The organism is Blautia faecicola, assembly GCF_004123145.1.
In the GTDB taxonomy this organism is placed as follows: Bacteria; Bacillota; Clostridia; order Lachnospirales; family Lachnospiraceae; genus Oliverpabstia; species Oliverpabstia faecicola.
In genome coordinates, this window is the sequence record NZ_SDKC01000001.1 from 129,866 (window position 1) to 142,508 (window position 12,643).

Annotated in this window: 13 protein-coding genes; 6 read left to right on the forward strand and 7 right to left on the reverse strand. The window is 45.1% G+C overall.

The genetic code is table 11. The annotated features are described in order from the left end of the window. Window positions 1-140 precede the first annotated feature (140 nt). The 3 genes from rsmA to ETP43_RS00485 all read left to right on the forward strand — a co-directional run bounded on the left by rsmA (window position 141) and on the right by ETP43_RS00485 (window position 2,245). Window positions 141-1,019, forward strand: coding sequence for a 16S rRNA (adenine(1518)-N(6)/adenine(1519)-N(6))-dimethyltransferase RsmA (gene rsmA, locus ETP43_RS00480; protein WP_129256743.1), 879 nt, complete (start codon window positions 141-143; stop codon window positions 1,017-1,019). Window positions 1,020-1,217: 198 nt separating this feature from the next. Further along, window positions 1,218-1,346: a hypothetical protein gene (locus ETP43_RS17855; protein ID WP_279222143.1), complete on the forward strand. Its 129-nt coding sequence runs from the start codon at window positions 1,218-1,220 to the stop codon at window positions 1,344-1,346. A 5-nt stretch (window positions 1,347-1,351) separates the two neighbouring features. After that, window positions 1,352-2,245, forward strand: coding sequence for a DUF1002 domain-containing protein (locus ETP43_RS00485; RefSeq protein ID WP_243114142.1), 894 nt, complete (start codon window positions 1,352-1,354; stop codon window positions 2,243-2,245). 401 nt (window positions 2,246-2,646) lie between these two features. Here the strand turns inward: ETP43_RS00485 and ETP43_RS00490 are convergent, their stop codons facing one another. The 5 genes from ETP43_RS00490 to ETP43_RS00510 all read right to left on the reverse strand — a co-directional run bounded on the left by ETP43_RS00490 (window position 2,647) and on the right by ETP43_RS00510 (window position 5,594). Beyond that, the gene (locus ETP43_RS00490; protein WP_022399631.1) at window positions 2,647-3,324 is read right to left on the reverse strand and encodes a GTP pyrophosphokinase; all 678 of its coding nucleotides are present in this window, start codon (window positions 3,322-3,324) and stop codon (window positions 2,647-2,649) included. Between the two features lie 34 nt (window positions 3,325-3,358). After that, window positions 3,359-3,895 carry a cob(I)yrinic acid a,c-diamide adenosyltransferase gene (locus ETP43_RS00495; protein ID WP_129256744.1) on the reverse strand — a complete coding sequence of 179 codons (537 nt, stop codon included), beginning with the start codon at window positions 3,893-3,895 and terminating at the stop codon, window positions 3,359-3,361. Window positions 3,896-4,098: 203 nt separating this feature from the next. Next, the gene (locus ETP43_RS00500) at window positions 4,099-4,641 is read right to left on the reverse strand and encodes an NADH peroxidase (protein ID WP_129256745.1); all 543 of its coding nucleotides are present in this window, start codon (window positions 4,639-4,641) and stop codon (window positions 4,099-4,101) included. 195 nt (window positions 4,642-4,836) lie between these two features. Then, the gene (locus ETP43_RS00505) at window positions 4,837-5,232 is read right to left on the reverse strand and encodes a Fur family transcriptional regulator (protein ID WP_022399634.1); all 396 of its coding nucleotides are present in this window, start codon (window positions 5,230-5,232) and stop codon (window positions 4,837-4,839) included. Window positions 5,233-5,336: 104 nt separating this feature from the next. Then, complete coding sequence (locus ETP43_RS00510; protein WP_106491163.1) at window positions 5,337-5,594, reverse strand: DUF1292 domain-containing protein; 258 nt, start codon at window positions 5,592-5,594, stop codon at window positions 5,337-5,339. 182 nt (window positions 5,595-5,776) lie between these two features. Here ETP43_RS00510 and ETP43_RS00515 point away from each other — a divergent pair, with 182 nt between their 5' ends. Both ETP43_RS00515 and ETP43_RS16965 read left to right on the forward strand, forming a co-directional pair. After that, window positions 5,777-7,276 (forward strand): sensor domain-containing diguanylate cyclase, encoded by a 1,500-nt coding sequence (locus tag ETP43_RS00515; protein WP_243114143.1) that lies wholly within the window; start codon window positions 5,777-5,779, stop codon window positions 7,274-7,276. Between the two features lie 147 nt (window positions 7,277-7,423). Continuing rightward, complete coding sequence (locus ETP43_RS16965) at window positions 7,424-7,570, forward strand: hypothetical protein (RefSeq protein ID WP_164979536.1); 147 nt, start codon at window positions 7,424-7,426, stop codon at window positions 7,568-7,570. A gap of 56 nt (window positions 7,571-7,626) precedes the next feature. On the opposite strand, the gene ETP43_RS00520 is transcribed toward ETP43_RS16965, so the two are convergent. Beyond that, the gene (locus tag ETP43_RS00520; protein ID WP_022399638.1) at window positions 7,627-8,679 is read right to left on the reverse strand and encodes a 3-deoxy-7-phosphoheptulonate synthase; all 1,053 of its coding nucleotides are present in this window, start codon (window positions 8,677-8,679) and stop codon (window positions 7,627-7,629) included. Window positions 8,680-9,031: 352 nt separating this feature from the next. Then, window positions 9,032-9,943 (reverse strand): DMT family transporter, encoded by a 912-nt coding sequence (locus ETP43_RS00525; RefSeq protein WP_129256746.1) that lies wholly within the window; start codon window positions 9,941-9,943, stop codon window positions 9,032-9,034. Between the two features lie 277 nt (window positions 9,944-10,220). Between ETP43_RS00525 and feoB the strand changes: the two genes are divergently transcribed. Further along, on the forward strand, window positions 10,221-12,566 hold the full coding sequence (gene feoB / locus ETP43_RS00530) for a ferrous iron transport protein B (protein WP_129256747.1): 2,346 nt from the start codon (window positions 10,221-10,223) through the stop codon (window positions 12,564-12,566). Window positions 12,567-12,643: the final 77 nt, after the last annotated feature.

The following is a 12,643-nucleotide window of genomic DNA, read 5'->3' on the forward strand; positions in this document are numbered from 1 at the left end:
TGCCCTGTTTTTACGCGAGCAACGAGTCAAAGTCCGTGCTTGCACGAGATTTTGACGACTGTCGCGATAATCAAAAATTGATCCACTGGATCAATTTTTGATATGCGAGCAACGAGAAAATAAAAGAGAAAGGAAAAACTATGAGTAAGAGAGAGCCTTACCTTGGCAATCCCCAGGCAACCATCGCCGTGCTGAATAAATACGGCTTTACATTTCAGAAAAAGTTCGGGCAGAACTTTCTGATCGATACCCATGTGCTGGATAAGATCATCCGTGCAGCGGAGATTACCGAAGATGATTTTGTCCTGGAGATCGGACCGGGAATCGGAACGATGACACAGTATCTGGCATATGCGGCGAGAGAAGTATGTGCGGTAGAAATCGACAAAAGCCTGATTCCGATTCTGGAGGATACGCTGAGTGATTATGATAATGTAACCGTGATCAATGAAGATATTCTGAAAGTGGATATCACAAAACTGGCAGAAGAGAAAAATGGCGGCCGCCCGATCAAGGTGGTTGCAAACCTGCCGTATTATATCACAACACCGATCATCATGGGGCTGTTTGAGAGTCATGTACCGGTGGAATCCATCACTGTCATGGTACAGAAAGAAGTAGCGGACCGGATGCAGGTAGGACCGGGAACGAAAGATTACGGGGCACTGTCGCTGGCAGTACAGTATTATGCAGAGCCGTATATCGTGGCAAATGTTCCGCCGAACTGTTTTATGCCAAGACCGAAGGTGGGAAGTGCGGTCATTCGTCTAACCCGCCATGCACAGACACCGGTGCAGGTGGAAAATGAGAAGCTGCTGTTTCAGATCATTCGTGCTTCGTTTAACCAGAGAAGAAAGACCCTGGCGAATGGGCTGAAGAATTATGAGGGATTGTCGTTTGAAAAAGAGACGATAGAGGCTGCGATCGCAGAATGTGGATTTTCTCCGTCGGTGAGAGGGGAAGCCCTTTCCCTGGAAGAATTTGCAAAACTTGCAAATGTGCTCGGACGTGCCAAATAAAAAAAGTAAAATAAAAACGTGTTGACCAGAACGAGGAAATTCCGGTCAACACGTTTTAATTTTATTTTTAAAGGAAGGAGTGTCGATTTTCATCGACATATGAAAAAGAAAAGTTATAAAATAATTTGTATTAATTATTTTATGGTTATAGTATATCCGGGAAATGTGAGAAAACCGTGTTGAAGTTGTGAAGATTTTATGAATGAATGGGAAAAGATTTATGAATATGTGTATCACAGAAAAAAAGTGTGTTATACTACGGAGTATCAGTCGGAGAGAGGACTGAAAGAACAATTCCGAGAGGATAAGAAGAAAAAAGAGAGGTAATAAAGATGAAGATAAAGAGAATCATGGCAGGAATGTTGGCGGCAATAACCGTACTGGGAAGTCTTGCGGCGCCGATGAGTGTAAAGGCAGATCAGATTGATGCGCCGTATCTGGCACTGGGTGCGGATCTGAATGAGACAGAAAAATCTACGGTATTAAGTCTGCTGGAGATCAATGAAGCGGACCTGAGCCATTATCAGGTCATCACCGTGACAAATGCGGACGAACACAAATATCTGGATTCCTATCTGGATTCCAGCGTGATCGGAACCAGAGCACTTTCTTCCGTACTGATCGAAAAGAAGGACAAAGGAAACGGGATCAAAGTGACCACCAACAATATCACCTACTGTACGACCGGTATGTATCAGAATGCACTGGCAACCGCCGGCGTGACGGATGCAGATGTTCATGTGGCAGGACCGTTCAACATCTCCGGAACGGCAGCTCTGGTAGGTGCAATGGAAGCCTACAGCAATATGACCGGTGAGACGCTGAAAGCGGAAAATGCAGACGCAGCCACGGAGGAACTGGTAACGACCAGTGATCTGGGAGAGTCGATCGGAGATAAGGAACAGGCGGAAGAACTGGTCGGAGCGGTAAAAGAAGCAGTTGTCTCCAACGATCTGTCTGATCCGGAAGAGATCGAAGCGGTTGTAGATGACGCTGCAAAAGAAATGGACATTCAGCTGTCAGACGAGGATAAACAGAAGATCGTAAGCCTGATGCAGAAGATCAGCAGCCTGGATCTGGATGTGGATGCGTTAAAAGAGCAGGCAAAAGATCTGTACAATAAACTGGAGAGCCTGGATCTGAACATCAATCAGGAGCAGGTCAAAGGATTTTTTGATAAGATCGTAAGCTGGTGCAAGAACCTCTGGAGTTCTATCTTTGGATAATGTGTTGAAAAATTCCGGAAAATAAAAAGAAAATGATGGATGATTTGACGAATTAACAGGATGAAGTGAAAAAGCAAAAACAACAGAACAGTGTAAAGTGTCATAAAAACAAAGAAAAAAGAAAAACGAATTGTGCAAATTAACCATAAATTCATATTACGTTCATAATTTGTTCATAAACTGTTGCTATGATAATAATAGTTCCGAAAGGAACATCTCAAAATTGTTTGTAATGGGTTCATTACACATAGAATTTTTTCATAATAATAGCCCGGGTACTGAGAGGTATCCGGGCACTCCTCATTTTATGGAGGATATTTGTCTTCACGAAGCCATCAAGGTTGACACAGACATGGAATAGAAATTATGGGATGTAAATAAGGAGTAACTGTTTTAAACAGCTACTCCTCTTTCTTTTCCTCGGCTTCCTCTGATTTTTGAATCGCTTCTTTTTGAATCGCTTCGTTCAGAGAAAGCATCTTTTCATCCAGTTCGGCTACAAACTCTGCACAGGCGCGGAGATCCCGGCTGATATATTCCGGTGCACTGCCCTCGAATTTGTAATAGATCTTATGCTCCAGGCTTGCCCAGAAGTCCTGGGCGATGGTGCGGATCTGTACTTCCACGGTGATATCCACGACACGGTCGGAAAGATGAACCGGGACGGCTACCAGCATATGGTAGCTGCGGTATCCGCTGACTTTTGGATGAGTAAGATAGTCGGTCAGCTCCACCACACGCAGATCGGACTGTTTTGCCAGCATATCGGCGATCCGGTAAATGTCCTGGGTAAATGAACAGATGATACGGATACCGGCGATATCTTTGATATATTTTAACATATTTTCCAGGGTGACTTCATGTCCCTGGCGCTTTAACTTCTTGACGATACTTTTCGGTTCCTTGATCCGGGACTTCACATGTTCGATCGGATTGTAATTATGAATATGGATGAATTCCTCATTCAGAATATCAATCTTTGTGGACATCTGGCGAAGTGCGGCATCGTAGAGAAACATCATGGTTTCCCAGGAGTCCGCATCGTCGAGAATCTGTGATACATATTTTAATGCGTCCATATATTTTCTCTATACTTTCTGATTTTTTATATTTTTATTTTTCGATTCCCGGGCGGGCAGGAAGTCCCTGATCAAAAGGATGTTTGATCTTACGGATCTCGGAGACATAATCGGCAAGTTCCACCAGTTCATCACTTGGCTGCTGACCGGTCAGGATGACTTCGAGATGTTCCGGTTTTTCCTTTTTCAGATAATCCAGAAGAATCTGCTCATCGAAGAGTCCGGCGCGGATCGTATAGATCAGTTCATCGAAAAACAGAAGATCGTAGTCTTCTTCGGCAGCTTTTGCTGTAATTTTCCGGAACTGTTTTTCATAGTAGTTTTTCCGTTCCAGTTTCTCGGAAAGCGTCATCTGAAAACTGAACTTTTCCTGCTCCAGTCCGTTGACAAAAGTAATGTTCGGAACCTGCTGCAGAATCTTTCGCTCGCTGGTCTTATTATTTTTCATAAACTGATAGATCAGTACTTTATATCCATAACCTGCGGCACGGGTACAGAGTCCCATCGCAGTAGTAGTCTTTCCTTTTCCATCCCCGCAATATACATGTACATAACCTAAATTGTCTTTCATGATAAACACCTCCAAACAGTAATATGTCACGTTCATCGCTGTTAATATTCAGTATACAGGAAAACCGGCAAAGATGCCAGTGAAAGGAGCGCAGAAGAGGAAGGTTTAAGAAAATTTTTAGAAATCCGGTGATTCCCTGCTGTCTGCATAAAAAAATAACCCCGGCTGCAAACTGTCAGCCGGGGTTGAGTTCCTTTTAAATCTTAACCGAAATATCTTTTCAGCAGACCTTCGAAAGCTTTTCCATGTCTTGCTTCGTCTTTTGCCATTTCATGAACGGTGTCATGGATTGCATCCAGGTTTGCAGCTTTTGCACGTTTCGCCAGATCGAATTTTCCTTCGGTTGCGCCGTGCTCAGCATCTACACGCATTTCCAGGTTTTTCTTTGTGCTGTCGGTTACAACTTCACCTAACAGTTCAGCGAATTTTGCTGCATGTTCAGCTTCTTCGTAAGCAGCTTTTTCCCAGTACAGACCGATTTCCGGATATCCTTCTCTGTGAGCTACACGAGCCATAGCCAGGTACATACCGACTTCAGAGCATTCACCTTCGAAGTTTGCTCTCAGGTCAGCCAGGATGTCTTCCGGAACGCCCTGTGCAACACCTACTACATGTTCAGCAGCCCATGTTTTTTCTCCGCTCTGCTCTTTGAACTTGGAAGCTGGTGCTTTACAAACCGGACAGACTTCCGGTGCGGTTTCTCCTTCGTAAACATATCCACATACAGTACAAACAAATTTTTTCATGGTCATATTCTCCTTTTCTTTTTTGTAGTTTATCTTGAAAACGGATTCCCTATACGGTGAATCGCTTTCTTGAGTTCGAATTAATAATAGTAATTATTACTGATATTAGATTAACATATTGCTTCCTGTTTGTCAAGATGATTTTAAAACTCTTTTGTTCTTTTCGTTTTGTTCCTCTGACAATCCAGGAAGCGTTTACATCGTATCTTTTTTCAGACAGTCGGGACAGATTCCATAGAAGTTTGTCACATGTCCCAGAATCTTTCCTTCAAAATGTTGTGCGGCCAGATCCTCCGGTTCTTTCATGTATTCCAGATCCAGATCCATCACCTGATGGCAGCGGGTGCAGATTACATGATAATGAGGGGTGACCTGTCCGTCGAAGCGGTCAGCACCATCGCCGGTACAGATTTTCTGAATCTCTCCGATATCTGCCAGCAGTGCCAGGTTACGGTAGACGGTTCCGAGACTGATGTTCGGATAAATCTTGCGTAACTGATGATAGACGGTGTCAGCCGTAGGATGATCGGTACGTGTCATCAGAAATTCTTTGATGGATTCCCGTTGACGGCTGTATTTCAGAGTTGCCATTACGATCCTCCCTTCTCGATTAATAACAGTAATTGTTACTAATACTAATATAAAATAAAACGGAGAAAATGTCAAGCGATTTCTCCGTTTTATTTAAAAAATTCTTATTCAAAATCGTTACGTTCGCAGAACAGATCAAACACGGCATTGATCAGGTCTTCGTCATCCAGACCTTCGAATTCCATTTCATCCAGATCGAGATTTTCGGAAGTGATCCGCAGGATATGAACCGGTTCATCGTCACCGCCATCGGCAGGATAGAGAACAGCAAATTCCTGATCTTCGTATTCCACAATATCGAGAAGTTCAAAACGAACAGATTCGCCGTACTGGTCTGTCAGAGTAATAATATTTGGTTCCATAAGGGCCTCCTTTGTAAACGGTATACATGTTATTTTATCTCGTTGATTATAGTACAGATTTGGAGTTTTGAAAAGCGTTCGGTATAAAAATGCAAGGTATAAAAGTGTCGAGCGAAAAACAGGGAAACAAGTAGTATTCAGGACATATTTCTGGTATATTAAAAGAAGAAACAGGGGAGGAGTTGGAGATTATTTTTAAGAAGAAAAAGCAGAATCCCGGAGGAAGCTATGTAGGAGCAATTGCGGTATTTATCCTGGCGATTATCATCGGTCTGGTTTCCTTTTTTGTGACAGCACAGAGAACGATCGAGAGCAGTTCGCAGGAGAGAATGAGAAACAATGTGGCGAGACAGAGCGAACATCTCCGAACCATTTTAAATATTCATTATTCGTATCTGGAAGGCATTGCAGAGAAGATGGGAGAGAGCGGAGACCTTCTCAGCGAGGAAAATATGCAGATGCTGACAACATTTCAGGAGAGTACCGCGCTGGATCGCACGGCGCTGATTCAGCCGAATGGTGATGCACACTACGATAATGGGCTGGTAAAAAATGTGGCACACCGGAGATACTTTAAGGAAGGGATCAGCGGCAGCCGTACGTTGAGTGATCCGCTTGAGAGCAGTGTGGATCAGGAGACGAAGGTAGTTCTTGGCGTTCCGGTTTTTCATGAGGAAACGGTCATTGGTGTTCTTGGCAGTTCCTATAATGTCGGTGAACTGAGCCGTATGCTGTTTGATGATCTGTTTTCGGGAAAAGGATACAGCCTGATCGTTACCAGAGATGGTGAGATCATTGCCCATGACGGCGATGCGACAGATTACAAGCTTTCTTATGGAGATAATATTTTTGAATTTTACAAATTCAAGAAAATAGGACAGGGACACAGCATCGAAGAGATTTCACAGGATTTCAACGAAGGAAAGGAAGGACTGATCCGGTTAAGAGGTTATGCGGACAGTTCCGACCGCTATCTGGCATATGCGCCGCTGGGAATCAATGACTGGATGATCTGCTATGTTGCACCGGTGACCGTTGCACAGCAGTCGTATGCGTTCGTGGAGCAGTATGAATTTATCTTTCTGGGATGCTTTGGCGTTCAGGTTTGTATCCTGATCTTCTACATCATACGGAAAAACCGTCAGAAAACAGAAGAAATCCTCCGTTCCGCCCGGACGGATGAACTGACGCAGGTATATAACAGAAAATACGCGGAATCGTATACGGAGCGGATTCTGAACGAAAATCATGGAGAGAGGCAAAGCGCATTCTTTATCATGGATGTAGATAAGTTTAAAGAGGTCAACGATGTATACGGACATACCGTGGGCGATGCGGTGCTGCATACGTTTGGCGAACTGCTGAACAGACAGTTCCGGGAAAACGACATTGTGGGCCGGATCGGCGGTGACGAGTTTACCGTCCTGATGTGGAACGTAAGCAGTCGTGAGGCAGTCCGAAGCAAAGCGGAAAAACTGCTGGAGGAGACGAAGAAGCTTGCATTTGCTGAGATGGATGGAAAAGGAATCACAATCAGCATCGGAATCGCTCTGTACCCGGAACACGGAAACACCTACATGGAACTGTACCGAATCGCGGATCAGGCACTTTATGAGACCAAGCGGGGTGGACGGAACGGATATACCATTTGCGGTGAATCTCGAAGAAATTTACCGCGGTAACGTAAAAAAGGGATTGCACACGGGGAAGAGAAGTGCTATGATATAAAAAAGCAGAACAAAGGGGTTCGGATGAATCCATTGTTCTGCTTTTTTCTTTATAGATAAGAGAAACTTATAAGCAGTCTGGAATGAGAGGAGAGGATTATTATGAAAAAATTCATGGAGAAATTCAGAGAGGCTGTAAGAAAATATGAGGAGCTGCTGGCGTATGCACAGGGAGAATTTATCGTTCCTTATCATTCAGGGGCAGGGATGATCGGGTATTATTATAGTCCGGTTCCGTTTGTGAAGTAGAGATTTTGTAAAAGGGGATGCCGGGAGACGCGGCATCCCCTTTTACAATTTTTCAATTACCAAAGCTCCGCCAGTTCATAAATCAGTTTCTCGGTTTTCTCCCAACCCAGGCAAGGATCCGTAATCGATTTTCCATAGCAGTGCTCACTCACCTTCTGAGCGCCGTCTTCGATATAACTCTCGATCATCAGTCCCTTCACCAGTTTGTGAACATCCTCCGAAACCTTGCAGCTGTGCATAACATCCTTACTGATACGGATCTGTTCTGCGAAGCGTTTGCCGGAGTTGGAGTGGTTGGTGTCTACGATGACAGCCGGGTTGACCAGTTTTGTCTGCGCGGACTCATTGACTTCCTGATAATGTTCCAGAAGATTTTGCAGGTCCTCGTAATGGTAGTTTGGCATATTTCTTCCGAATTTGTCTACATAACCACGAAGAATCGCATGTGCATAAGGGTTACCAGGAGTTTTTACTTCCCATCCACGGTACAGGAACATGTGACCGTGCTGTGCGGCGATGATGGAGTTCATCATAACGGAGATATCTCCGCCGGTTGGGTTCTTCATACCTGCCGGGATGCCGACGCCGCTGGCGGTCAGACGGTGCTGCTGGTCTTCGACGGAACGGGCACCGATGGCAACGTAAGATAACAGATCGGATAAATATCTGTGGTTCTCCGGATACAGCATCTCATCTGCACAGGTAAAACCGGTCTCGTTGACCGCTCTGGTGTGCAGATCGCGGATCGCGATGATACCCTTTAACATATCTTCTTTTTTCTCCGGATCCGGCTGGTGCAACATTCCCTTATAGCCCATGCCGATCGTTCTCGGTTTGTTTGTATAGATACGCGGAATCATAAAAATCTTATCTGCGACCTTATCCTGTACGGTACGAAGCCGACTGATGTAATCAATTACCGCATCTTCATTGTCCGCGGAGCAAGGTCCGATGATCAGCAGAAGTCGGTCATCTTTTCCCTCGAAGATTTCCCGGATCTGTCTGTCGCGATCCTCTTTGATTGCTGCTATTTTTTCACTTACCGGAAACTGTTCTTTTAACTCCTTCGGGGTTGGTAGTTTCCGTAAGAATTCCATATCCATTTCCATAATTTCAAAAGCCTCCATAAAAAATAAAGAATTTTGCACTTCAACGCGTTGCAGTGCGAATCTGCTTATAATCATACTTGGTTACAGATGATTCGTCAACCCTTTTTTGAAATTTAATTACTCAATCTGCCATTTACAAATTTCGTAACTCTTCAGTACTCTCACAGTTACGAACCAAAATGCATTTCTAATCACCTTCGGTGATGGCATTTTGGCTTGTATGTCTCGGGATTTTGGCAAAAAACATGGCCACCGACTGAATTGTTACCTGTTTTCTTCAAAATCATGTTCATAAAAAATACCGGGAGCTTTTCAGATTTTACAGAGAAAAGCATCCGGTGGGACAAACATATTATGCTTTTTTCCCGGAGGGAAGCTGTGCCAGAATGATCGCTGCAAACATCAGCACACATCCTGATAACTCCCGTGCAGAAAGCTTCTGATTCAGAAGGATCCAGCCTGCCAGTACCGAGATGCAGGATTCCAGACTTAAGATCAGAGAAGCCACAGTCGGGTTCATATCTTTCTGTCCGATGATCTGCAGGGTGTACGCAACACCGCAGGACATCACACCGGCATAAAGAATCGGTGCCCAGGCGGCAAAGATATCTGCCAATACGATAGGTTCCGTAAAGACAGCCGGGATCGCACATAAGAATCCGCAGACAAAAAACTGGATACAGGACATTTTCACACCGTCAACCTTGGGCGAAAAATAGTCGATTACCAGAATATGTAAGGAAAACAGCAGGGAACATACCATGACCAGCAGATCCCCTTTTCCAACGGAAAAACCGTCTGTGATGCAAAGCAGATACAGTCCTGCCAGTGCAAGTGCAACAGCGATCCAGATGGTGGCGCCGCATTTTTTACTCAGAAAGAAATGGCCAAGAATCGGAACGATAACAATATAGCAGGCAGTGATAAATCCTGCACGTCCGACCGTTGTATACTGGATGCCCATCTGCTGAAAACTGCTGGCAAGTGCCAGAAGAATACCGCAGCAGACACCGCCGAGAATCAGTGTACCGGTCTGTTCTACCTGTTGTTGAGGCGATGGCAGTTCCTCTTTTTGGGCAGATTTTCTGTGATCCAGAAAGAAAATGCATGGAATCAGGACGATTCCTCCGATGATGCTTCGAATAGCGTTGAAAGTAAACGGACCCACGTGATCCATACCAACGCTCTGGGCTACGAAAGCCACACCCCAGATGGTGGCTGTCAGCAGCAGAAGCAGAGAATTTTTAAGCTGTGTCTTTTTCATAAAATCCCTTCCCTTCATAGTAATATCGGTAAAAGACAACTGTTCAACAGACACACAGATACCAAACAGCGTAACATATGCAATCATATCATGAGAAAAGAAAAAAAGGAAGCAAGAATAAGGAGGGTTCAGATACTTTTTGGAGATTTTTTGGGGTTTTCTATTGATAAATATTATCATTAAGGATAAAATCTACATAGTTGTCGGGAGGATTTTGAGATTCTGGAAACCTTCGGACGGATGACAGCAAGAAAATAAAGAAAAGAGGAATGCAGTCATGACATTAAGAGATTTACCGGTAGGAAAGACAGCAACGATTCGCTCGGTAGGCGGAGAAGGGGCGCTGCGTCAGCATTTTCTGGATATGGGACTGATCCCACAGGGAGAGGTAACAGTAGTAAAGTACGCTCCCATGGGAGATCCGGTGGAACTGCGGATTCACAGTTATGAACTGACACTGCGTCTTGCAGATGCGGAGAAAATCGAGATTGAAAATATACGGGATGCCGGACAGGTAAAACCGGAAAAAAAAGAACGAACAGTAATCCCCCATCCGGGACTTGGAGAGGGTGGTAAATATCATGAGAAGGAAACGGAACATCCTTTGCCGGATACAGAGGTGCTGACATTTGCACTTGCAGGGAATCAGAACTGTGGAAAAACCACACTGTTTAATCAGCTGACCGGATCCAGTCAGCATGTGGGTAACTTTCCGGGAGTAACGGTGGACCGAAAAGATGGAACTATCCGGGGAAAAGAAAACACACTGGTGACCGATCTTCCGGGAATCTATTCCATGTCCCCATATTCCAGTGAGGAGATCGTTACAAGAAATTTTGTGCTGAATGAACATCCGAAAGGAATCATCAACATTGTGGATGCTACCAATATTGAGCGGAATCTGTATCTGACCATGCAGCTGATGGAGCTGGATATTCCGATGGTGCTTGCTTTGAATATGATGGATGAGGTACGGGAAAACGGCGGATCGATTCTGGTCAACCAGATGGAAGAGATGCTGGGGATACCTGTGGTTCCTATTTCGGCGGCGAAGAATGAAGGTATTGATGAACTGGTAGCCCATGCTCTGCATGTGGCAAAATATCAGGAACGGCCAAAGGAGATAGATTACTGTGATGCCAATGAAGATGGTGGTGCGGTACATAGATGTCTGCATGCGATCATGCATCTGATCGAAGATCATGCAAAGGCAGCACAGATACCTGTCCGTTTTGCGGCGGCGAAGCTGGCAGAAGGGGATACGCTGATTCTCGAGGCATTGAAACTGGATCAGAATGAAAAAGAGATGCTGGAGCATATCGTGAAACAGATGGAAACAGAGCGTGGTCTTGACCGGGCGGCGGCAATTGCGCACATGCGATTTGATTTCATTGAAAATATCTGCGATGAGACAGTGGTCAAACCACGGGAGAGTAAAGAGCATCTGCGAAGTGTGAAGATCGATAAGATACTCACCGGAAAATACACGGCGATTCCGTGTTTTATCGCGATCATGGGGCTGGTATTTTTCCTGACTTTTGGAGTGATCGGTGCTTTTTTACAGAATATCCTGGAAGTAAGTATCGATGCGCTGGGAGGTCTGGTGGATCAGTGGATGGGGGCAGCGAATGTCAACAGTGTCCTTCGGTCTCTGGTAATGGATGGAATCTTTACCGGCGTGGGAAGTGTCCTGAGTTTCCTGCCGATCATCGTTACACTGTTTTTCTTTTTATCTATGCTGGAAGACAGCGGATATATGGCAAGGGTGGCTTTTGTGATGGATAAGCTGCTCAGAAAGATCGGACTTTCCGGAAGAAGTATCGTACCGATGCTGGTAGGTTTTGGATGTACAGTACCGGGAGTTATGGCGAGCAGAACGTTGCCTTCAGAACGTGACCGTAAGATGACGATTCTTCTGACACCGTTTATGAGTTGTTCGGCAAAGCTTCCCATCTATGCTTTTTTTGCGGCGGCATTTTTCCCGAAGCATAGCGCACTGGTGATGATCGCTTTGTATTTTGGCGGTATTCTGATGGGTATCCTGATGGCACTGGTATTCCGTGGGACTCTTTTTAAAGGCAATGCTGTACCGTTCGTGATGGAACTGCCCAATTACCGGATGCCGGGAGCCAAGAATGTGGGACACCTTCTGTGGGATAAGGCAAAAGACTTTCTGCAGCGTGCATTTACCGTGATTTTTATGGCGACACTGGTAATCTGGTTCTTACAGACCTTTGACAGTCACCTGAACATCGTCAGCGATTCGCAGGAGAGTATTCTGGCGACGGTGGCCAGTGTGATCGCGCCGGTATTTGCACCGATGGGATTTGGCGACTGGAGGATATCCACGGCGCTGATCACCGGATTCATGGCAAAAGAGAGTGTGGTATCTACGTTATCCGTTCTTTTCGGGCAGACTTCGGCGCTGCTTGGCTGTATCACACCGGTATCCGCAGCCGGTCTTCTGGTGTTCTGCCTTTTGTATACACCGTGTGTTGCGGCGATTGCTTCTATTAAAAGGGAGCTTGGCGGCAAATGGGCAGCCGGTGTGGTGATCGGCCAGTGTGTGATCGCATGGGTGGCAGCGTTTGTGGTTTATCTTGTGGGAAGTGCGATTGTGTAAAAATTACATAGTTAGTACTTATTAGCATAACAGGTCGTACAGATAAGGGAGAAGATCTTTAATCTGTGCGATCTGTT